The organism is Pseudomonas sp. So3.2b (genome assembly GCF_019464415.1).
Lineage (GTDB): Bacteria > Pseudomonadota > Gammaproteobacteria > Pseudomonadales > Pseudomonadaceae > Aquipseudomonas > Aquipseudomonas shahriarae.
The window spans coordinates 316,261-336,583 of record NZ_CP080494.1 but is presented as its reverse complement, the minus strand read 5'-3'; the positions used below and the strand labels follow the sequence as shown (position 1 = coordinate 336,583).

Sequence of the window (20,323 nt, the reverse complement as noted above, 5' to 3'; positions counted from 1 at the left end):
CGGGATTTTTTACCGTTCCTTTTTTATGACCTTTGATCGCGTTATTGCCAAATCGCTGGTTGAATACGAAATAAATGCTAAGAAACGCTATACGGACAGGCTAAAATGCGCGCCCGGCTAACCGCTGATCCCTTTTCAATGCGCCCCACAAGGTTCGCTACGTGATCGAGTTTCATAACGTCCATAAAACCTACCGGGTCGCCGGCAAGGATATTCCCGCACTGCACCCCACCAGCCTGCGCGTCGAGAACGGCCAGGTGTTTGGCCTCATCGGCCATTCCGGCGCGGGAAAAAGTACCCTGCTGCGCCTGATCAATCGTCTGGAAGAGCCTTCGGGCGGCCAGATCAAGGTCGATGACGAAGAAGTCACCGCCCTGGATGCCAACGGCCTGCGCCGTTTCCGGCAGCAGGTCGGGATGATCTTCCAGCACTTCAACCTGCTGGCCTCCAAGACCGTCGCCGACAACGTCGCGCTGCCACTGACCCTGGCGGGCGAACTGTCGCGCCGCGAGATTGATGCGCGCGTGGCCGAGCTGCTGGACCGGGTCGGCCTCGCAGACCATGCCAAGAAGTACCCGGCGCAGTTGTCCGGCGGCCAGAAGCAGCGCGTCGGTATCGCCCGCGCCCTGGCCACCAAACCGAAAATCCTGCTGTGCGACGAAGCCACCAGTGCCCTCGACCCGCAGACCACCGCCTCGGTCCTGCAACTGCTGGCCGAGATCAACCGCGAGTTGAAGCTGACCATCGTGTTGATCACCCATGAAATGGACGTGATCCGCCGTGTCTGCGACCAGGTCGCCGTGATGGACGCCGGGGTGATTGTCGAGCAAGGCCCGGTGGCCGACGTGTTCCTGCACCCCAAGCACCCGACCACCAAGCGCTTTGTGCAGGAAGCCGAGCAGGTCGATGAAGGCGAGCAGCGTGATGTGTTCGCCCATGTGCCAGGCCGCATCGTGCGCCTGACGTTCCAGGGCGAAGCGACCTACGCGCCACTGCTGGGTACCGTCGCCCGCGAAACGGGTGTGGACTACAGCATCCTCGCCGGTCGTATCGACCACATCAAAGATACCCCTTACGGGCAACTGACCCTGGCCATCACCGGCGGTGACATGGAAGCGGCGTTCGCGCGCTTTACCGCAGCCGATGTGCATATGGAGGTCCTGCGTTAATGGACGTGCTACTGCATTACTTCGACAACGTCGACTGGGCTGATATCTGGGTTGCCACCAGCGACACCATGCTGATGCTCAGCACCTCGCTGTTTTTCACCGTCCTGGTCGGCCTGCCACTGGGCATCCTGCTGTTTCTTTTCAGCCCACGGCAGTTGCTGGAGCAGAAAACCACTTATGCCGCCCTGGCATTCGTGGTCAACGCCATCCGCTCTCTGCCGTTTATCATTCTGTTGATCGTGATGATCCCCACCACGGTGTTCCTCACCGGCACTTCGCTGGGCGTGGCCGGTGCGATTCCACCGCTGGTGGTAGGCGCTTCGACGTTCTTCGCACGGCTGGTGGAAACCGCCCTGCGCGAGGTCGATCGCGGCATCATCGAGGCGACCCAGGCCATGGGCGCCACCACACGGCAGATCATCACCAAGGCGCTGCTGCCCGAGGCAAAGCCGGGCATCATTGCTGCAATCACCGTGACCGCCATTGCCCTGGTGGGCTACACCGCCATGGCGGGTGTGGTGGGGGCCGGCGGGCTGGGCGACCTGGCGATCCGTTATGGCTACCAGCGCTTCCAGGATGACGTCATGGTCGTGACCGTGGTGATGTTGATTGTGCTGGTGCAGATTCTGCAAACCATCGGCGATAAGCTGGTGACACACTACTCTCGAAAATAAAGGCGATTGCCGGCCCCCGCCGGCAGATGCCCGAACAAGGAGCTTGTTGGATGAAAAAACTACTGGTTGCTTTCGCCGCGGTTGCCGCGTTTTCCGCCCACGCCGCCGAAACCCTGACGGTCGCCGCCACACCGGTGCCGCACGCGGAAATCCTTGAATTCGTGAAGCCGGCCCTGGCCGCGCAAGGCGTGGACCTGAAGGTCAAGGTGTTCACCGACTACGTGCAGCCGAACGTACAGGTGGCCGAGAAGCGCCTGGACGCCAACTTCTTCCAGCACCAGCCGTACCTGGATGAGTTCAACAAAGCCAAGGGCACCCACCTGGTCAGCGTCGCCGGCGTGCACCTGGAGCCACTGGGCGCGTACTCCAGCAAGTACAAGACCCTGGCCGAGCTGCCGAACGGTGCCAATGTAGTGATCCCTAACGACGCCACCAACGGCGGCCGCGCGCTGTTGCTGCTGGCCAACCAGGGCCTGATCACCTTGAAGAACCCGACCGATATCCTGTCGACCATCAAGGACATCACCGGCAACGAAAAAGGTCTGAAATTCCGCGAACTGGAAGCCGCCACCCTGCCGCGCGTGCTGACCCAGGTCGACCTGGCGCTGATCAACACCAACTACGCCCTGGAAGCCAAGCTGGACCCTTCCAAGGATGCCCTGGCGATCGAAGGCAACGACTCGCCTTACGTCAACATCCTGGTGACCCGCGAGGACAACAAGGATTCGGACGCGGTGCAGAAGCTGGTCAAAGCCCTGAAGACCCCGGAAGTGAAGAAATTCATCAACGAGAAGTACAAAGGGGCGATCCTGCCGGCGTTCTGATCGGGCTCCAACACACCGCAGTTCAGAATGTGGGAGCAGCTTTATGTGGGAGCGGGTTTGCTCGCGATGCAGGCGCCGCGGTGTATCAGTTACACCGCGGTGATGCTATCGCGAGCAAGCCCGCTCCCACATTTGTTTTGTATGGTCAGCAAAATAGCCGTTCGGCTCAGTTGCGCTGCAACAACCCCGGCAACTGCGCCACCAGCTTCTGGTTGTTCAACGGCGCACGAATAAACCCGCGCTGGGTGCCGTCCGGGCCGATCAACGCCAAGTTACCGCTATGGTCGACGGTGTAGTTCGGCTTGCTGGTATCCGCCGGAATAAACGGAATGCTCACGGCATTCGAGACCTTCTGCACCTCTTCCACATTCGCCCCGGTCAGGCCTGCAAATTGCGGATCGAAGTAGCTCAGGTATTGCTTGAGCTGAGTCGGCGTGTCGCGATGCGGGTCAACGCTGACCAGGATCACTTGCAGCTTATCCACCACGTCCTTGGGCAGCTCGCTCTTGATCTGCCGCAACTGGGCGAGGGTGGTCGGGCAAATGTCCGGGCAGAAGGTGTAGCCAAAGAACAGCACGCTCCACTTGCCCTTCAACTCATTGACCAGTACCGGCTGGCCGTCCTGGTTGGTCATGGTCACAGGCGGCAGCTGGCGGCTTTGCGGCAGCAGGATAATGCCCGCGTCGATCAATGCCGTGGGGTCGCCCTGGCCCTTGCCAGACAGCACTTTGTTGACGGTCAGGCCCATGATCAACGCCACCAGGGCCACCAGGATAAAGACAGTTTTTTGAGTTCGAGTCATAGGTTCAACAATAAGTAGTGGTCTACGAGCAGGGCGATAAATAGCAAAAACAGGTACCAGATAGAGTACTTGAAGGTATTGATCGCCGCGTGCGGCCGACTGCCACGGTACAGCACCCAGGCCCATTGCAGAAAGCGCGCGCCCAGAACCAGCGCGCACCCCAGGTACAACAGCCCGCTCATATGGATCACATAAGGCATCAGGCTCACCGCCAGCAGCGCGAAGGTGTAGAGCAGGATATGCACCTTGGTGTAGTGCTCGCCGTGGGTCACCGGCAGCATCGGGATATCGGCCTTGGCGTATTCCTCCTTGCGATGGATGGCCAGGGCCCAGAAGTGCGGCGGGGTCCAGGCGAAGATAATCAGCACCAGCAACAACGGCTCGGCACTCACATGCCCGGTGACCGCCACCCAACCGAGCAACGGCGGCGCCGCGCCGGCCAGGCCGCCGATCACGATGTTCTGCGGCGTTGCCCGCTTGAGAAAACCGGTGTAGATCACCGCATAGCCCAGCAGCGAGGCCAAGGTCAGCCAGGCCGCCAGTGGGTTGGTAAACGCCAGTAACAAGCCCAGCCCGGCCACCGCCAGCGCCAGGGCAAATGTCAGCGCGGCGGCCGGCGACACCCGGCCTTCCGCCAGCGGCCGCTTATGGGTGCGCGCCATCAGCGCGTCGATGCGCCGGTCCACCACATGGTTGACCGCCGCCGCGCCACCGGCACACAGGGCAATCCCCAGGTTGCCGAAGATCAGCACCGTCCACGGCACCCCGGCGCGGGTGGCGAGAAACATACCCACCAGCGAGGTGATCAACATCAGCACCACCACCTTGGGCTTGGTCAGCTCCAGGTAGTCGCGCCAGATCGCCTGGCTGTGACGCTCGCCAATCAAGGTCGCCATGGCATCTCTCCTTTAAGGGTAATCAGACCCGACACGTGCTTGCGCGGGCTGAAGCGCCAACCGAACGGCACTTGATGGCGGACCCGCACCAGGCTGGTACGGGCGTGGTAATTGACCAGCACCAGGGTCAGCAGCAACGCTGCTCCGCCGGCGTTATGGGCGACCGCCACCGGCAGCGGCAAATGAAAGTACACATTGCTCAGGCCCAGGCCGATCTGCACGGCCAGGGCGGCCAGCAGCAGGCCCGCCAGGCGGGTCATGCCCACCGCCTTGAGCTGCCAGGCCAGGCCCAGCAGCGCCACAGTCACCACCAGCGCACCCAGGCGATGGGTCAGGTGAATCGCCGTACGCGCATCACTGTCCAGTTGCCCGCCCAGGTAGTTGGGGCCGATATGCTGGGTCAGGTGAAAGCCATTGGCAAAATCCGCCGCCGGCCACCACTCGCCATGGCAGGTCGGCAAGTCGATACAGGCCACCGCCGCATAGTTGGAACTGACCCAGCCACCGAGGGCGATCTGCCCGATCACCAGCACCAGGCCGGCGGTGGCCCAATACTGCAAACGCCGGGGCACGATCAGCGCCGGCAACACCCCGGACAGACGCAGGGTCAACAGAAACAACAGGCTTAACGTCGCGAAGCCACCCAGCAAATGCCCAGTGACCACCTGCGGCCAGAGCTTGAGCGTCACCGTCCACATGCCAAAGGCTGCCTGGGCAAACACCACAACCAGCAGAAACAACGGCAGCTTCAACGGCTGCCCCGGATGCCGGCGATGGGTCCAGGCGCGGGTGGCCAACAGCGCGATCAACAACCCCAGGGTGCCCGCCGCATAGCGATGGATCATCTCGTTCCAGCCCTTGTCGGCCTCCACCGGCGTGTCCGGGAAGTGCAACTCGGCATGGGCCAACTGGGCCTCGCTTTTCGGCACGCTGATAAAGCCATAGCAACCCGGCCAGTCCGGACAACCGAGGCCGGCATGGGTCAGGCGCGTGTAGGCGCCCAGCAGGACCACAATCAGCGCCAGCAGGGTGGCAAACAGCGCGAGGCGAAATCCAGGTTTGGCCATGACGATGCCCTTATCCGATATTCGACAGTTTCAGCAGGTGGCGCAGGTCGTTCAGCAGATCCTTGCCCTTGACCCGCGCGTCATAGCGCAGCACCAGGTTGCCGTGAGGGTCAACGATCCACAGTTGCGCATCGCCCGGCGCGGCGGCGTTTTGCTTGAAGGTCGGCAGGTCCAGGGGCAAGCGCTGCAATTGCGGGTATTCGGCTTTGAGCTTGGCCTCGTACGCGGCGCTGACCGGCTGCGCACTGGCCAGGGCATGGCTGGCACGGGACGCATCACGCCCCAGGCCGATCTGCAGCTGGCGCGCGAGGTAGACCAACTGCTGGCAGTCGGCGGCGCAGGCCGCGGGCGCGGTCACCAGCAATTGCCAGCGCTCCTCGTCGGCCTGTACGCCGATATCGGCGCGGGTCTGGCCGTTGCCGATCATCTCGCCATGATCACTGCGGTTATCCGGCACCCAGAACTGCCACTTGTACATCAGGGTCGCCAGCACCATCGGGCCGATCACCATCAGCAGGATCAGAATCAGTTGCCAGCGCCCCTTGCTGCGATTGGGCGCCGCTGGCGTGTCAGACATGTTGAGTGGATTCATGGCCGCTCCCATGGTGCTTCTCCCTTGCGTTGTGCCAGCCGAGGTAGAGGTAAAGGCCCAGCAGCGCCAGCGCCATGGCGAACCACTGCACGGCATACCCCACGTGTTTTTCCGGCCCCATGGCCACCACCGGCCATTGGGTTTCATAGGTCGCCGGGCCCGCTTCGGCCCGTAGTTCAAAGGCAAACCCGCTGCGCTCCAGCTCGGCCCACAGCGCCTGCGGGTGCAGCGCCGTCAGCAGGCGCGGCCATTGCGCGGCTGCCGGGTCGGCGTGTAGCTGGAACGTCTCGCCGGGGGCGACATACACCCAGGCGTTGATATTCAAAGGTTGGTCGGGGGTGGTGAAAGCTGGCGGCGTGCGCCGATCCGGCCACGGCAGCCAGCCGCGATTGAGCAACAGCCACTGGTCGCTGGTCTGGTCATGAAAGGGTTGCAGCAACTCGACGCCGGCCTTGCCGTCGCGCATGCGGTTATCCAGCAGCACGCTGTGCCCGGCATCGAACTCCCCGCGCAACTGCACCCGGCGAAAGGCCGGATCAGCCACCGCCGCCAGTTGCGCAACGCTGAGAGGCTGCGCCGCCCGGCGCTCGGCGTAACTCTGGAGCAGCGCCTGTTTTTCCTGGCCACGGGACAACTGCCAAAAACCCAGGAACACCATCAACGGCAGCAACACCAGCACCACCAGGGTCGGTGCAATCCCGGGGCGAAAGCGTTTCATGGCGTTACCGCGAAGGTCGATGCTGCGCTGGCTATACTGAATCTCATTGCCCGCCCCTCAAAATAAAGAGCCCTGGAGCCTGACCATGCTCAAAGCCGCTATTGCCCTGATGCTGATCGCTACTGTAGTGAGCCTGTTCAGTGGCTTGTTCTTTCTGGTCAAGGACGAAGGCCACTCCAATCGCCTCGTCACCGCCTTGACCGTGCGTGTGGTGCTGGCCGTGATCACCCTGGCGCTGATCACCTGGGGGTTTTTCAGCGGCCAGCTGGTTTCCCACGCCCCCTGGTAAGTCGCTACAGCACGTAGACGAAGAAAAACAACCCGATCCACACCACGTCGACAAAGTGCCAATACCAACTGGCCGCTTCGAAACCGAACTGGTGCTCGGCATTGAAATGCCCCTTGAGGATGCGCATCAGCATCACGAACAAAATGATCGTGCCGATGGTCACGTGGGCGCCGTGAAAGCCGGTGAGCATGAAGAACGTCGCGCCATACACCCCGGACCCCAGCGTCAGGCCCAGCTCTTTATAGGCGTGGATGTATTCCTCAGCCTGGAAGCCGAGGAACGCCACCCCCAACAACACGGTAATCGCCAGCCAGATCTTCAGCGCGCCGCGATGGCCCTTGCGCAGGGCGTGGTGGGCGATGGTGATGGTCACGCTGGAGCTCACCAGCAAGATGGTGTTGACCAACGGCAGGCCCCACGGGCTGATGGTGCCTTCCGGCGCCGGGAACAGCTTGGGATCCGGGTTGTTGAGCAGCGGCCAGGCGAACTCGAAGTTGGGCCACAGCATATGGGCAATGCCCTTGGAGCCCTCACCGGCGAGCCACGGCGCCGACATATGCCGCACATAGAACAGCGCGCCAAAGAACGCGATGAAAAACATCACCTCGGAGAAGATGAACCAGGTCATGCCCCAGCGGAACGAGCGGTCCATCTGCGCGCTGTACAAGCCGGCGCGGCTTTCTTTGATCACCGCGCCAAACCAGCCAAACATCATGTAGGCCAGCAGCAGGCTGCCAACGAAAAAGATCAGCGGACCGTGGGATTCCGGGCGGGCCGCCTTAAGGTCGTTGAACCACACACCCAGGCCATACACGGTGATCAACAGCCCAAACGTGGCAATTATTGGCCATTTGCTTTGCGCTGGTACGTAGTACGTATCATGAGTCGACATGTATCCGTTCTCCTAATCGAGCCCGCAGGCACGCCTAGCCGCCGGTATGGACAGCCACGGGCGGTTGGCGCGCAGTGATATCGAACAGCGTGTACGCCAGGGTCAAATGCTTCACATCCTTGGGCATGTCGCGATCGACAATGAAGCGCACCGGCATCTCGATGCGCTCTCCCGGCTGCAGCACTTGCTGGGTGAAGCAAAAACACTCGGTCTTGTGGAAGTACATCGCCGCTTCGGCCGGGGAAATACTCGGGATCGCCTGGGCTGTCATCGGCTTGTCGGTGGGGTTGAAGGCCACGAACACCATCTCGTTGACCGCACCGGGATGGACCACGATTTCGTCGGCCCTGGAGTGGAATTCCCAGACCATATCGATGGCATTGGTCGACAGGAACTGCACCCGTATCTGGCGCGAGGGGTCGACCACCTGCGAGCCCTCGTACTGCCCGGCGGTCTTGCCGTTGATGCCAAACGCTTTGCACATCACGTCGTAGATCGGCACCAGGGCAAAGCCGAAGGCGAACATCGCCAGCACCAGGATAAGCAGGCGCGTGACCAGGCGGTTGAGAGGTACGGAGTCAGCCATGACGCCCACCTGGGCGAGCTGGCTTCGCGATGAGGCCCTCAAGCTCTGCAGGGGTCTTGAGGCCGCCATCGCGGGCAAGCCCGCTCCCACAGGGGCTCGGGAGTGTTTTCATGACCGGGTTCATTTGACCTCCGGCGGCGTGGTGAAGGTGTGGTAGGGCGCCGGTGAAGGAATGCTCCACTCCAGCCCTTCGGCGCCATCCCACGGCTTGGCCGGCGCCGGCTGGCCGCCACGGATGCACTTGATCACGATAAACAGGAAGAAAATCTGCGTGGCGCCGAACATAAAGGCGCCAATCGACGACACCATGTTGAAGTCGGCGAACTGCAGGTTGTAGTCCGGCACCCGCCGCGGCATCCCGGCCAGCCCCACGAAGTGCATGGGGAAGAACGCCATGTTCATCCCCACGAACGACAGCCAGAAGTGCAGCTTGCCCAGGGTTTCGTCGTACATGTGGCCGGTCCATTTCGGCAGCCAGTAGTAGGCCGAGGCGAAGATCCCGAAGATTGCGCCGGGCACCAGTACGTAATGGAAATGCGCCACCACAAAGTAGGTGTCGTGGTACTGGAAGTCCGCCGGGGCAATGGCCAGCATCAACCCGGAAAAGCCGCCAATGGTGAACAGGATCACAAAGGCCACGGCAAACAGCATCGGCGTCTCAAAGGTCAGCGAGCCTTGCCACATGGTGCTGACCCAGTTGAACACCTTGACCCCGGTGGGCACCGCGATCAGCAGGGTGGCGTACATGAAGAACAACTCGCCCACCAACGGAATGCCCACCACGAACATATGGTGCGCCCACACGATAAACGACAGGAACGCGATGCTCGCCGTGGCGTAGACCATTGAGGTGTAGCCAAACAGCGGCTTGCGCGAGAAGGTCGGGATGATCGAGCTGACGGCACCGAAGGCCGGCAGGATCATGATGTACACCTCGGGATGGCCGAAGAACCAGAACACATGCTGGAACAGCACCGGGTCACCGCCGCCAGCGGCGCTGAAGAAGCTGGTGCCGAAGTGGATATCCATCAGCATCATGGTCACGCAACCGGCCAGTACCGGCATCACTGCAATCAGCAAGAAGGCGGTGATCAGCCAGGTCCAGACAAACAGCGGCATCTTCATCAGCGTCATGCCGGGTGCGCGCAGGTTGAGGATGGTCGCGACCACGTTGATCGCGCCCATGATCGAGCTGATGCCCATCAGGTGGATGGCAAAGATAAAGAACGTCACGCTTTCCGGGGCGTAAGTGGTAGAGAGCGGGGCGTAGAAGGTCCAGCCAAAGTTCGGCCCACCGCCCGGGCTGAACAACGTCGAGACCAGCAGCAGGAACGCCGCCGGCAGCAGCCAGAAGCTGAAGTTGTTCATGCGCGGCAGGGCCATGTCCGGTGCGCCGATCATCAGCGGGATCATCCAGTTGGCCAGGCCGACAAACGCCGGCATCACCGCGCCAAACACCATGATCAGGCCATGCATGGTGGTCATCTGGTTGAAGAACGCCGGCTCGACGATCTGCAGGCCCGGCTGGAACAGCTCGGCGCGGATCACCATGGCGAACGAACCACCCAGCAGGAACATGGCGAAGCTGAACCACAGGTACATGGTCCCGATATCTTTGTGGTTGGTGGTCAGCACCCAGCGCATCAAGCCCTTGGCGGGACCGTGGGCGTGGTCAGCGGCATGACCGTGGTCATCAATCACAGTGCTCATGACCGTTCTCCTGCAAGCAGATGGGCGGGGCGGTTCAGGGCATACGCAATGAAGAGGTTCATTTGCTTTCCGCCTGTTTGATGGCCAGCACGTCTTTAGGCGTGACCATGTCGCCTTTGTTGTTACCCCAGGCGTTACGCTCGTAAGTCACGACCGCTGCAATATCGACTTCCGACAGTTGCTTGCCGAAGGCCGCCATCGCTGTACCGGGCTTGCCGTGGTAGACGATGCTCAGGTGGTCTGCCGCCGGTCCAGTGGCGATCTTCGAGCCTTTGAGCGCCGGGAACATCGGCGGCAGGCCCTGGCCTTCGGCCTGGTGACAGGCTACGCAGGCGGTGTGGTAGACCTTGTCGCCACGGGCCACCAGCTCTTCGAGTGTCCACTCTTTGGAGGTCAGCTCCTTGAGCTTGGCAGCTTCCTCCTTGCGCTCGCCGAGCCAGGTGGCGTAGTCGGCCTTGGACTTGACCTCGACCACGATGGGCATGAAACCGTGGTCTTTGCCGCACAGCTCCGCGCACTGGCCACGGTAGATGCCGGGCTTCTCGACCCGGGTCCAGGCCTCGTTGACGAAGCCGGGGATGGCATCGCGCTTGACCGCAAACGCCGGCACCCACCAGGAGTGGATCACGTCGGCGGCAGTCACCAAGAAGCGCACCTTGGCGCCCACCGGCAGCACCAGCGGCTGGTCGACTTCCAGCAGGTAGTGTTCGCCCTTGGTGGCCTGGTTATGGATCTGCTCGGCGGGGGTGGCCAGGTTGCTGAAGAACTCGACGTCCTGGCCCAGGTATTTGTAGTGCCACTTCCACTGATAGCCGGTGACCTGGATATCGATATCCGACTCACTGCTGTCGTAGATGTTGATCAGGGTCTTGGTCGCCGGAATGGCCATGGCGACGAGGATCAGCAAGGGCACCACGGTCCAGAGAATTTCCACCGTCGTACTTTCGTGGAACTTGGCCGCCACCTGGCCCGTGGAACGTCGATGCATAATCATCGACCAGAACATGGCGCCAAACACGATGATGCCGATCACCACACAGATCCAGAAGATGGTCATGTGCAGGTCGAATACGGCGTGACTGACTTCCGTGGCCCCTGGTGCCATATTCACCGTCCAGGCGGCCTGCGCCTGGCTGAATACTGACCACAAGAGTAAGCCCATCCAAACATGTGGATGTCGCGTCATTGCGGGTTCCCCTTATCGTTCTTGTTATCCCGCCGGTTTGCACCTGCGGCCAAGGGGGCGGCTTCCAAACTGCTTACATCCGCCAAGCCTTGCCTGCCTAATGCAGTCGGGCGTCATCAGCTAATTGCGTACATCCCCGAGTATAGACAGCGACTGCGACCCCGCAATGTGAGGGGGCAAATCAGTGAAAAGAGACGAACGGCGCTGGCCAGCCCGCAGATTGAAGGCCTATCCGACGAACGATGGCGATTCGATATAACAGCGATGCATAACCATGAAATAATTATGACAAATGCATCTTAGGGGCTCGTATAAACGAGCTACCTTATGCAATCCCCTTTCCTACGCCCGTATTACTGGAGCTTTCATGAACACCGCCGCATTGCGCGAGCAGATTTCCCGTGCCCATCAACACGAAGCATCCACCGGCCTGTTGGCTAAACAACTGGACGCACAGTTACCGCACCTGCACTCGGCCATTTCCCTGGCCGAGGGTGATCGTAACGCGGTGATGACACGTTTCGTCAGCGCCTACATCGCCCAGGTCCCGGACCTGCTGGATGCCGCCAACGACGTGGCCCGGGAAGCCGGAATTGAAAGCCAGATCAAGCCGGTGCTGAAAATTGCCGAGCACTTCTTTCTGCAGCCACCCGCGATCCTGGCCGCCCATGAAGGCCTGAACGGCCTGCTGGACGAGGCCTACCTGGCCCATCGGCTGGTGGAAGAAGTCAACGATCTGTATATCAAGCATTTCGGCCAGCCCTTGATTCCGGCGGACACCACCGTTGCCAATGTGATTGCCCACCAGTTGATCGGCGAAGATTTCGCCAATCAGCTGGACGAAGCCGTGCACCTGGCGGTGGATGAAATGCTCAATGAAGAGAGTTTCGCCCTGGAGTCCGTCGAGGCCTATCGCGAGCAGCTCAAGAGCCCGGCAACGGAAGCCGCGTGGAAACGCTGGCCGTGCCTGTCGCGCCAGTTGGGTGTGGAGTTGGAGCTGGATCAGCCGGCCTGAGTTTTCCTGCCAGGCATAGAACAAATGTGGGAGCGGGCAAGTCGAATCGTCGCACCGCCGCGCCCACATTTTTTTATCCGGTTTCGTCAGCCCACTGACGGGGCCGAACCAATCCGCGTCGTGGTACGTATCCGCCCTTCCAATCGACGCTTCAACCCCCGCGCCTCGATCACCAACTTCGAACCCTTCGCCGCATTGGCCCGCCCCCATTCCTCCAGCAACTCCAGACACGAGTGGTCCACGTAGCTCAGGTTATTGAGCGGCACATGCACGGTGGTCCCCGCCGGCACGGTCGCCAGCACTTGGGTCAATGCAGGCACCTTGAGAAAGGTCGCCGCCCCCACCAGTCGCAACTCCATTTCACCGTCCTCGGGCAGGTCGACCAGGCTGACTTTCAAGCGTGATGCCTTCCACGCCAGTTTCACCAGGGTCAGGCCGAAGCCCACCAGCACGCCCGTCAGCAAGTCGGTAAAGATGATCGCCAGGGCCGTGGCCGCGTAGGTGAACATCGGCATCCGGCCATAGCGCCCCAGGCCACGGAACGCCTTGAGGTCCACCAGCTTGATCCCGGTGTACACCAGCACACCCGCCAGGCTCGCCACCGGAATGCTCTGCAGCACGCTCGACAGCAGCAACACAAAGGCCAGCAGCCAGAGACCGTGGAACATCGCCGACAAACGCGTGGTCGCCCCCGCCTGGACGTTGGCCGAGCTGCGCACAATCACGCCGGTCATGGGCAATGCACCCACCAGACCGCACAGCATGTTGCCTACACCCTGGGCGGATAATTCCTTGTCGAAGTCCGAGCGTTGGCCGTTATGCATGCGGTCCACTGCTGCCGCCGAGAGCAGAGTTTCGGCACTGGCAATAAAGGCCACCGCGAAGGCCGCGATCAACAGGTTGGGGTCGGCCAGGTTCAACAGGTCGCTGGGGCGCAGCCAATCAATTGCGTCGGCAAGGTTTTCTGGCACCTCAACGCGCTTGACCTGCAAGGCCAGCGCCAGGCTGGTCGCGGTCGCCAGGCCCACGCCGAGCAATGCCCCCGGCACAAAACGCAGTTTTTGCGGGCGAAACCGGTCCCACAACCACATCACCAGCATGGTCGCCAGGCCCAGCAGACCGGCTTGCCAACCGAGCCCGCCACCCAGGCTGGGAATGGCCTGGGCCACTGCGGCGGGAAAGCCGGCGAGGTTATCCAGCCCGGAGGGTTTGGGCGCCCCATCAAGCATCACATGGACCTGCGACAGGACAATCAACACTCCGATCCCCGCCAGCATGCCGTAGACCACCGCCGGCGCCGTCACCCGGAACCAGCAGCCCAGGCGCAGGCGCCCGGCCACCAGTTGCAGGAAGCCGGCCAACAACAGGATCGGCCCGAGCATCAGCATGCCGTGCTGGCGCACCAGTTCGAACACCAACACCGCCAAGCCGGCCGCCGGCCCGCTGACTTGCAGGGGCGAGCCGGCCAGCCAGCCCACCACCAGGCCACCAATGATCCCGGTAAGCAGGCCCTTGGCCGGGGGCATGCCCGAGGCAATGGCGATCCCCATGCACAAGGGCAAGGCCACCAGAAACACCACCACCGAAGCCAACAGCTCCCGTGGCAGCACTGTTTTTAATTGAGCTGCACGCATGATGACTCTCCCGAGGCATTCGCCGGGCGTGGCAAGGCCTGGCTGCATCCATGGCAGCCATCGCATTACCCGGCAGGGGATTGTTTTAGAAGCGCGCTTTGGGCGTCGCCGAAGGGATCGGTCCGGAACCGCTCAACGGCCGGAATGTGGCCTGATCCGCGTCGTAGGCTTTGATTTCACTGGTCTCGATGTTGTAGATCCAGCCATGGATAAACAAATGACCGTTGGCCATGCGCGAAGCCACGGAGGGGTGGGTGCGCAAGTGTTGCAACTGGGCGATGACGTTTTCTTCGGTCAGCACCTGCATGCTTTCGCCTTCGTTGGCGCAATCACAGTTGTCCTGGACCATGGTCTTGGCGACCTCGGCGTGGCGCAGCCAGGCTTTGACCGTGGGCATTTTTTCCAGGCTCTGGGGGTTGAGCACTGCCCGCATGGCGCCACAATCGGAGTGGCCGCAGACAATAATGTGCTGCACGCCAAGCGCCAGCACCGCGTACTCGATGGCCGTGGACACACCGCCGTTCATCTGCCCATAGGGCGGCACGACGTTACCTACGTTACGGGTCACGAACAGATCGCCCGGGGAGCTCTGGGTGATCAGTTCCGGAACAATGCGCGAGTCGGCACAGGTGATAAACATCGCCCGTGGGCTCTGGGCCGTGGCGAGCTTCTTGAAGAGCTCTTCCTGCTGGGGGAAGACCTCATTATGGAAATGCAAAAAACCATCAACAATGTGCTGCAGCGCTGCATCGGCGGACTCCGCCTCGTGAGGGGCTGAAGCCGACGCAGCCAACGGCTGTTTATCCTTGTCACTCATGATTCATCCTCGTGGTTGGGGCAGGAGAGTCTTCTAGTTCAGGTCGACGCGCGATCACCGGGAAACAACACATGGAAACCACCCAGCCAGTGCCGCCGACCCACCAGTCACTTGATGAACAAGGTACCTGCCGAAACTTAACTCAAACTGAATCAACCGCTCTATCTCGCGGGTTTCAGTGATATCAAAACGCGACCACCCTGGCCGGGCAACACGCGCTTTTGTATCAGTCTACAACAAAGCCAGCTGCCTGCCGGGCGGACAGAATGCACTGCAATCAAGATTGAACCCTTCCCGACGATTGAGCCCCAAGCGCTTGATCGCCTTGGCAAATCGTTGCGCCAGCAAATCGGCAAACGGCCCCTCACCGCGCATGCGCACACCGAAGCGGCTGTCATAGACTTCCCCGCCACGTACCTGGCGGACCAGGCTCATCACATGGGCCGCTCGCTGCGGATAATGGGCCGCCAGCCATTCCTCGAACAGCGGCGCTACTTCAAGGGGCAGGCGCAGCATCATATAGGCCGCACTCTGCGCCCCGGCGGCATGGGCTTCGGCCAGCAGGCTTTCCAGTTCACTGTCGTTGATCATCGGAATCATTGGCGAACACAGCACACCCACCGGGATACCCGCCTCGCGCATTACCCGGATCGCCCGCAGCCGCGCCTTGGGCGCCGCCGCGCGGGGCTCGAGGATGCGCTTGAGTTCATCGTCCAGGCTGGTGAGGCTGATCATCACCGCCACCAGCCGCTGGCGGGCCAGCTCCGTGAGCAGGTCAAGGTCACGCAGGATCAACGACCCCTTGGTCACGATAGTCACCGGGTGGCGATAGCGCAGCAGCACCTCCAGGGTTTGCCGGGTGATCTGGTATTCACGTTCGATCGGTTGATACGGGTCCGTATTGGAGCCCAAATTGATCGGCGCGCACACATAGCCGGGCTTGGACAATTGTTGCTCCAGCACCTGGGCGGCGTTGCTCTTGGCGATCAGCTTGGTTTCAAAGTCCAGGCCCGGGGACATGTCCCAATAGGCATGGCTGGGCCGCGCATAACAATAGATACAACCGTGCTCACACCCCCTGTAAGGGTTGATGGAGCGGTCGAACGGCAGGTCCGGCGAGGTGTTGCGGGTGATGATGGTCTTCGCCGTCTCGATGCGCACTTCGGTGCCCTGGGTCGGCGGTACTTCCTGATACCAACCGTCGTCCTCGGCCACACTGACCGTGGGCGCAAAGCGATTGTGCAGGTTGGTGGCGGTGCCTCGCCCGCGCGGCGGCAGAGGAGTGGACATACAAGCGCCTCGATACTGTTTTTATATACAGTATCGAGGCGCAGCGTCTCTGACCAGTGCCGTTGGGCGGCAAAGGCTGAATCAGTGACTCGTCACTTGCCCCAGATCGTCGCCCGAGGTGGTGTGTTTATCGCTTTTGCGCAGGTCGGCCACGTCGCCAGCCTTCACCGGCGCCCCCTGGTTACCCCAGCTGCCACGGATAAAACTCACCACATCCGCCACTTCCTGATCCGACAGACGCCAGGCAAAGGCTGGCATGGTGAAGGTGGAAGGCGCGGCGTGAGTGGCCGGCAGGGTTCCGCCATTCAACACAATGTTGATCAACGATGTGGCATCCGCCGTCTGCAACACCGGATTGCCCGCCAGCGCCGGGAACACCCGGGTATAGCCATGACCATCGGTACGATGGCAGGCCGCGCAGTTGTCGATGTACACCGCCGCGCCCGGCTGGCTGTCATCGCCCTTCCACAGCGCCTCGGCCACCTGCTTGTCGTATTGGTGCGGCTGATCCTTGGGGTCGACTGCCGGCAGGCTCTTGAGGTAACGGGCGATAGCGGTCAGGTCGTCTTCAGACATGTACTGCATGCTGTGGACTACAACGTCGCTCATGCCGCCAAACACCGCACTGCGATCACTGCGGCCGGTCTTGAGAAACTGCACCAGCTGTTCTTCGCTCCAACTGCCCAGGCCATCCTTGTGGTCACCGCGCAGGCTTTTGGCGATCCAGCCTTCCAGCGGCGCACTGCCCGACAGGAACGCAGAACCTTCAGACGCGCTCAGGGCCTTTTCCTGCATGGTCAGAGCGCGCGGGGTGTGGCAGGCGCCACAGTGGCCGAGACCTTCCACCAGGTAGGCGCCACGGCTGATTACCGGGTCGGCATCGGCCGGGGCCTGGTAGTCCGCCACCTCGGGCGCGAACATCCAGCGCCACGCGGCCAGGGGCCAGCGCATGCTCAAGGGCCAGGGAATGTCGCTGTCCTGGTTCGGCTGGGCGACCGGCTCCACCCCTTTCATGAAGTACGCATACAGCGCCTGCATATCGGTTTCGCTGACGCGAGCGTAAGACGGGTAGGGCATCGCCGGGTAAAGGGTACTACCGCTTTTGGCGACGCCATGGCGCACGGCCTTGTCGAAGTCTTCAAAGCTGTAGTCCCCCAGGCCGGTTTTGTCCGGGGTGATGTTGGTGGAGTAGATCACGCCGATCGGGGTTTCCATCGGCAGGCCACCGGCAAACGGCTTGCCGCCCTTGGCGGTGTGGCAGGCCACGCAGTCACCGGCGCGGGCCAGGTATTCGCCTTGTTTGATCAGATCAGTTTCAGCCGCGCTCACCGAGCAACTGCTGAACAGGGCCAGGGTCGCGATAACAAATGCTTTCATGGTCGTCGCTCCTTATGCCTGAACCAGCGGGCCGGGGTTTTTCAGGTACTGCTCGCGAATCGCCCGGGCCGACCAATAGGTCAGCGCCGCCACCAGGCCCGTAGGGTTGTAGCCCAGGCCTTGTGGGAAAGCAGATGCACCTGGGACAAACACGTTGTGCACATCCCAGCACTGCAGGTAGCGGTTCAACGCGCTGGTCTTCGGGTCGGTCCCCATGATCGCGCCACCGTTGAGGTGGGTGGTCTGGTAGGACGCGGTGTTGAAGTGATCGCCGACCTTCTTGCCGAGCACGGCAATCGCCTTGGGGTTCATCGCTTCGGCGATCTTGCCCATTTTTTCGACCATGAAGCGGTTCATCTTGATGTCATTTTCCTGCCAGTCGAAGGTCATGCGCAGCAGCGGCAGGCCGTAGGCATCACGGTAAACCGGGTCCAGATCGAGGTAGTTGCCCCGGTAGGATTGATGGGCGCCGTGGGCGTCCATCGACACCTGGTGGGTGTAGTAATCGGCGGTGGCGCGCTTCCACGCACTGCCCCAGGCCGGCGTGCCCGGCGGGTTGGAGGTGCCGGCAATCGGCCGGCTGCCCGCCTGGTTGACCCACATCGGCGAGCCGCCGACAAAGCCATGGGGACCATGGTCGAAGTTATCGGCGTTGAAATCGTCCACCGCCACGCCATTGCCGCCAGCGCCGATGAAGTTGTTGGTATGCACGTCTTTGTCGAAGTAGGCCTTGATGGTGGCCATGTTCTGGTAGGCGAAGTTCTTGCCCACCACCCCTTCGCCCGTGATCGGGTCGTAGGGCTTGCCGATGCCCGAGAGCAGCATCAGGCGCACGTTATGGAACTGGAAGGCGCCAAGAATCACCAGGTCCGCCGGTTGCTCGATCTCCCGGCCCTGGGCGTCGATATAGGTCACGCCAGTGGCTTTGCGCTTGGTGCTGTCGAGATTGACCTTGAGCACGTGGGAATTTGGCCGCAGCTCAAAGTTCGGCACCTGGCGCAGGGCCGGCAGGATGTTCACGTTGGGCGATGCCTTGGAGTACATGTAGCAGACATACCCGCTGCAAAAACCACAGAAGTTGCACGGCCCCATCTGCGCGCCATAGGGGTTGGTGTAGGGCCCCGAGGTATTGGCCGAAGGTAGGTTGTAGGGCTTATAGCCCACATCGGCGGCAGCTTTCTGGAACAGCTGCGCCGAGTAGGTGTTTTTCTGCGACTCCAGTGGGAAATGGCTGGAGCGATCCGGCGCATAAGGGTTGCCGCCCTTGCCTTCACCCACCAGTTGGCCTTTGACGGTCCAGGCCTGGCCGGAGGTGCCGAAGACTTTTTCGGCGTAGTCAAAGAACGGTTCCAGCTCTTCGTAGCTGACGCCGAAGTCCTGGATGGTCATGTCCTTGGGGATGAAATTTTTGCCGTAGCGCTCTTCGTAGTGGCTGCGCATGCGCAATTCGATGGGGTCCACCCGGAAATGCACACCCGACCAGTGCAGGCCCGCGCCGCCTACGCCGTTACCCGGCAGGAAGGCGCCCAACTGACGGTTGGGCAGGGCAATGTCATTCACGCTATGGCGAATGGTCACGGTTTCCTTGGAGATGTCCTGGAACAGCTTTTTGCGCACGCTGTAGGTCAGTTCGTCGATCACCTGTGGGTAATTACCGTCCGGGTAGGTGTCCTGCATCGGGCCGCGCTCCAGCGCTACCACGTGCAAGCCGGCTTCGGTCAGTTCCTTGGCCATGATCGCGCCTGTCCAGCCGAAGCCGACGATAACCGCATCCACTTTCTTCATGATGGTCGCCACGTTTATGCCCTCTCGCCGCGGATGGAAACAGCCGGGAAGGGGTATTGCTCGTTGCGTTCAACCCAATCCATGAAATCGGCGCGGGCGCCGGGGAAGCCGATCATGGTCCAGCCGACCATGCCTTTGTTGCCGCCGTGGATCGGGTCGCAGAAGAACCCTTCCTTGGTGTTTTGCAGCAACAAATTGAAGAAAATCTTCGGCGGGACCGCCGCGAAATGCTCGCCGGTTTCGGCACCGCCCGCCTCCAGGCGACGCAGCAAATCATCCTGGGTAGCGCTGTCTTGCCCAGCAAATGTTTTACCGTTGAACGCTTTCGACCAGGAATCCGTGGCGGCAATACCCAGGCGATAGATCTCCCTGGGCACCAGTTTGCTCTGCCAGCCCATCTCGGGCGGGGCGTCGGCATTGAACGGGCCTTGCATAAACCACAGGGCGCCACTGGCGTAGGGGGTGTTCATCTGCCGGTCGATATATTCCGGCGCGCCGGCTTCCAAAGCGCCTGGGCCTTGGGCATCAGCAGGGATCAAACGCGCGACGGCGGCGTTGATAAAGGCCCACTCCTCAGCGGTGAAGTAGCTCGGCTCGTAGGCCTTTTCGCTGGCGGGCGCACTGGCCGGGCTGGCCTGGGCAGGTTCGGGCGTGGCCATCAGCATCGAGCCGCCAAGGCCAGTGCTGGCAACCGTGACCACCGGGATCAAGGTCAAGGATTTGCGCAAAAAGTCACGCCGGGGGTTGTCTCGATCTTGATCAGACATGGTGGCACCTCATCATGTGGTCACGGGTTTGAGCAGTCGCTTCATGGAGCGGCTTGTCGTTTTGAATGTAATCAATGGTTACAAATGATAGCAGGCTAAGGAATGAGAGAACCGTTTCAGCCAGGAAAATCGAGAAATGCGCGCAAAAAAATGTGGGAGCTGGCTCATGTAGGAGCTGGCTTGCCTGCGATGCAGACGCCTCGGTGTATCAGTGACACCGAGGTGATGCTATC

At 61.5% G+C, this 20,323-nt stretch carries 20 protein-coding genes; 5 read left to right on the top strand and 15 right to left on the bottom strand.

What is annotated here, in order from left to right:
- Positions 1-161: 161 nt before the first annotated feature.
- From K1X80_RS01555 to K1X80_RS01545, 3 genes are read left to right on the top strand one after another with little or no spacing between them, the layout of a single operon-like run.
- Entirely contained in the window at positions 162-1,169 is a 1,008-nt protein-coding gene (locus tag K1X80_RS01555) for a methionine ABC transporter ATP-binding protein (protein ID WP_057439253.1), read from the top strand.
- Positions 1,169-1,843 (top strand): methionine ABC transporter permease, encoded by a 675-nt coding sequence (locus K1X80_RS01550; protein ID WP_029290333.1) that lies wholly within the window; start codon positions 1,169-1,171, stop codon positions 1,841-1,843. Before K1X80_RS01555 ends, K1X80_RS01550 begins: the two co-directional genes overlap by 1 nt.
- A gap of 50 nt (positions 1,844-1,893) precedes the next feature.
- The gene (locus K1X80_RS01545) at positions 1,894-2,667 is read left to right on the top strand and encodes a MetQ/NlpA family ABC transporter substrate-binding protein (RefSeq protein WP_057444837.1); all 774 of its coding nucleotides are present in this window, start codon (positions 1,894-1,896) and stop codon (positions 2,665-2,667) included.
- Positions 2,668-2,833: 166 nt separating this feature from the next.
- Here the strand turns inward: K1X80_RS01545 and K1X80_RS01540 are convergent, their stop codons facing one another.
- From K1X80_RS01540 to K1X80_RS01520, 5 genes are read right to left on the bottom strand one after another with little or no spacing between them, the layout of a single operon-like run.
- Entirely contained in the window at positions 2,834-3,469 is a 636-nt protein-coding gene (locus K1X80_RS01540) for an SCO family protein (protein ID WP_057439255.1), read from the bottom strand.
- A complete protein-coding gene (cyoE, locus tag K1X80_RS01535; protein ID WP_057444836.1) occupies positions 3,466-4,365 on the bottom strand; it encodes a heme o synthase in 900 nt (299 codons plus the stop codon). The genes K1X80_RS01540 and cyoE overlap by 4 nt, the downstream gene beginning before the upstream one ends.
- Positions 4,353-5,432 carry a heme A synthase gene (locus K1X80_RS01530; RefSeq protein WP_057957902.1) on the bottom strand — a complete coding sequence of 360 codons (1,080 nt, stop codon included), beginning with the start codon at positions 5,430-5,432 and terminating at the stop codon, positions 4,353-4,355. The genes cyoE and K1X80_RS01530 overlap by 13 nt, the downstream gene beginning before the upstream one ends.
- A gap of 10 nt (positions 5,433-5,442) precedes the next feature.
- Positions 5,443-6,036 carry a hypothetical protein gene (locus tag K1X80_RS01525; protein ID WP_169989904.1) on the bottom strand — a complete coding sequence of 198 codons (594 nt, stop codon included), beginning with the start codon at positions 6,034-6,036 and terminating at the stop codon, positions 5,443-5,445.
- Entirely contained in the window at positions 6,002-6,742 is a 741-nt protein-coding gene (locus K1X80_RS01520) for an SURF1 family protein (RefSeq protein ID WP_220172620.1), read from the bottom strand. Before K1X80_RS01520 ends, K1X80_RS01525 begins: the two co-directional genes overlap by 35 nt.
- Positions 6,743-6,827: 85 nt before the next feature.
- Between K1X80_RS01520 and K1X80_RS01515 the strand changes: the two genes are divergently transcribed.
- A complete protein-coding gene (locus tag K1X80_RS01515) occupies positions 6,828-7,031 on the top strand; it encodes a twin transmembrane helix small protein (RefSeq protein WP_017528731.1) in 204 nt (67 codons plus the stop codon).
- Positions 7,032-7,035: 4 nt separating this feature from the next.
- Here K1X80_RS01515 and K1X80_RS01510 read toward each other — a convergent pair whose 3' ends face one another.
- The 4 genes from K1X80_RS01510 to coxB form a co-directional block, all read right to left on the bottom strand.
- Entirely contained in the window at positions 7,036-7,923 is an 888-nt protein-coding gene (locus K1X80_RS01510) for a cytochrome c oxidase subunit 3 (protein ID WP_057957900.1), read from the bottom strand.
- 34 nt (positions 7,924-7,957) lie between these two features.
- Entirely contained in the window at positions 7,958-8,509 is a 552-nt protein-coding gene (locus K1X80_RS01505) for a cytochrome c oxidase assembly protein (RefSeq protein WP_057439257.1), read from the bottom strand.
- 120 nt (positions 8,510-8,629) lie between these two features.
- Positions 8,630-10,219: a cytochrome c oxidase subunit I gene (ctaD, locus tag K1X80_RS01500; RefSeq protein WP_057439258.1), complete on the bottom strand. Its 1,590-nt coding sequence runs from the start codon at positions 10,217-10,219 to the stop codon at positions 8,630-8,632.
- Positions 10,220-10,277: 58 nt separating this feature from the next.
- Positions 10,278-11,405 carry a cytochrome c oxidase subunit II gene (coxB, locus tag K1X80_RS01495; RefSeq protein WP_115127091.1) on the bottom strand — a complete coding sequence of 376 codons (1,128 nt, stop codon included), beginning with the start codon at positions 11,403-11,405 and terminating at the stop codon, positions 10,278-10,280.
- Positions 11,406-11,772: 367 nt separating this feature from the next.
- On the opposite strand from coxB, the gene K1X80_RS01490 reads away from it, so the two are divergent.
- Positions 11,773-12,420 carry a hypothetical protein gene (locus tag K1X80_RS01490; protein WP_057957897.1) on the top strand — a complete coding sequence of 216 codons (648 nt, stop codon included), beginning with the start codon at positions 11,773-11,775 and terminating at the stop codon, positions 12,418-12,420.
- An 86-nt stretch (positions 12,421-12,506) separates the two neighbouring features.
- Here K1X80_RS01490 and K1X80_RS01485 read toward each other — a convergent pair whose 3' ends face one another.
- From K1X80_RS01485 to K1X80_RS01460, 6 genes are all read right to left on the bottom strand, one after another.
- Positions 12,507-14,054, bottom strand: a complete 1,548-nt coding sequence (locus K1X80_RS01485; RefSeq protein WP_115127089.1) for a SulP family inorganic anion transporter — start codon at positions 14,052-14,054, stop codon at positions 12,507-12,509.
- A gap of 85 nt (positions 14,055-14,139) precedes the next feature.
- Positions 14,140-14,871 carry a carbonic anhydrase gene (locus K1X80_RS01480; protein WP_057957895.1) on the bottom strand — a complete coding sequence of 244 codons (732 nt, stop codon included), beginning with the start codon at positions 14,869-14,871 and terminating at the stop codon, positions 14,140-14,142.
- Positions 14,872-15,102: 231 nt separating this feature from the next.
- A complete protein-coding gene (locus tag K1X80_RS01475) occupies positions 15,103-16,161 on the bottom strand; it encodes a PA0069 family radical SAM protein (RefSeq protein ID WP_057957894.1) in 1,059 nt (352 codons plus the stop codon).
- 81 nt (positions 16,162-16,242) lie between these two features.
- Complete coding sequence (locus K1X80_RS01470) at positions 16,243-17,538, bottom strand: cytochrome c (protein WP_186625922.1); 1,296 nt, start codon at positions 17,536-17,538, stop codon at positions 16,243-16,245.
- A gap of 12 nt (positions 17,539-17,550) precedes the next feature.
- Entirely contained in the window at positions 17,551-19,335 is a 1,785-nt protein-coding gene (locus K1X80_RS01465; protein WP_115127087.1) for a GMC family oxidoreductase, read from the bottom strand.
- A gap of 2 nt (positions 19,336-19,337) precedes the next feature.
- Positions 19,338-20,090 carry a gluconate 2-dehydrogenase subunit 3 family protein gene (locus K1X80_RS01460; RefSeq protein WP_169960462.1) on the bottom strand — a complete coding sequence of 251 codons (753 nt, stop codon included), beginning with the start codon at positions 20,088-20,090 and terminating at the stop codon, positions 19,338-19,340.
- Positions 20,091-20,323 lie beyond the last annotated feature (233 nt).

Bases quoted from the DNA above. Each gene is read 5' to 3' on its own strand.
- K1X80_RS01490 (WP_057957897.1), top strand. From the start codon at position 11,773: ATGAACACCGCCGCATTGCGCGAGCAGATTTCCCGTGCCCATCAACAC.
- K1X80_RS01485 (WP_115127089.1), bottom strand. From the start codon at position 14,054: ATGCGTGCAGCTCAATTAAAAACAGTGCTGCCACGGGAGCTGTTGGCT.
- K1X80_RS01515 (WP_017528731.1), top strand. From the start codon at position 6,828: ATGCTCAAAGCCGCTATTGCCCTGATGCTGATCGCTACTGTAGTGAGC.
- K1X80_RS01545 (WP_057444837.1), top strand. From the start codon at position 1,894: ATGAAAAAACTACTGGTTGCTTTCGCCGCGGTTGCCGCGTTTTCCGCC.
- coxB (WP_115127091.1), bottom strand. From the start codon at position 11,405: ATGACGCGACATCCACATGTTTGGATGGGCTTACTCTTGTGGTCAGTA.
- K1X80_RS01525 (WP_169989904.1), bottom strand. From the start codon at position 6,036: ATGGGAGCGGCCATGAATCCACTCAACATGTCTGACACGCCAGCGGCG.
- K1X80_RS01540 (WP_057439255.1), bottom strand. From the start codon at position 3,469: ATGACTCGAACTCAAAAAACTGTCTTTATCCTGGTGGCCCTGGTGGCG.
- K1X80_RS01460 (WP_169960462.1), bottom strand. From the start codon at position 20,090: ATGTCTGATCAAGATCGAGACAACCCCCGGCGTGACTTTTTGCGCAAA.
- K1X80_RS01550 (WP_029290333.1), top strand. From the start codon at position 1,169: ATGGACGTGCTACTGCATTACTTCGACAACGTCGACTGGGCTGATATC.
- ctaD (WP_057439258.1), bottom strand. From the start codon at position 10,219: ATGAGCACTGTGATTGATGACCACGGTCATGCCGCTGACCACGCCCAC.
- K1X80_RS01480 (WP_057957895.1), bottom strand. From the start codon at position 14,871: ATGAGTGACAAGGATAAACAGCCGTTGGCTGCGTCGGCTTCAGCCCCT.
- K1X80_RS01470 (WP_186625922.1), bottom strand. From the start codon at position 17,538: ATGAAAGCATTTGTTATCGCGACCCTGGCCCTGTTCAGCAGTTGCTCG.
- K1X80_RS01505 (WP_057439257.1), bottom strand. From the start codon at position 8,509: ATGGCTGACTCCGTACCTCTCAACCGCCTGGTCACGCGCCTGCTTATC.
- K1X80_RS01520 (WP_220172620.1), bottom strand. From the start codon at position 6,742: ATGAAACGCTTTCGCCCCGGGATTGCACCGACCCTGGTGGTGCTGGTG.
- K1X80_RS01510 (WP_057957900.1), bottom strand. From the start codon at position 7,923: ATGTCGACTCATGATACGTACTACGTACCAGCGCAAAGCAAATGGCCA.
- K1X80_RS01475 (WP_057957894.1), bottom strand. From the start codon at position 16,161: ATGTCCACTCCTCTGCCGCCGCGCGGGCGAGGCACCGCCACCAACCTG.
- cyoE (WP_057444836.1), bottom strand. From the start codon at position 4,365: ATGGCGACCTTGATTGGCGAGCGTCACAGCCAGGCGATCTGGCGCGAC.
- K1X80_RS01530 (WP_057957902.1), bottom strand. From the start codon at position 5,432: ATGGCCAAACCTGGATTTCGCCTCGCGCTGTTTGCCACCCTGCTGGCG.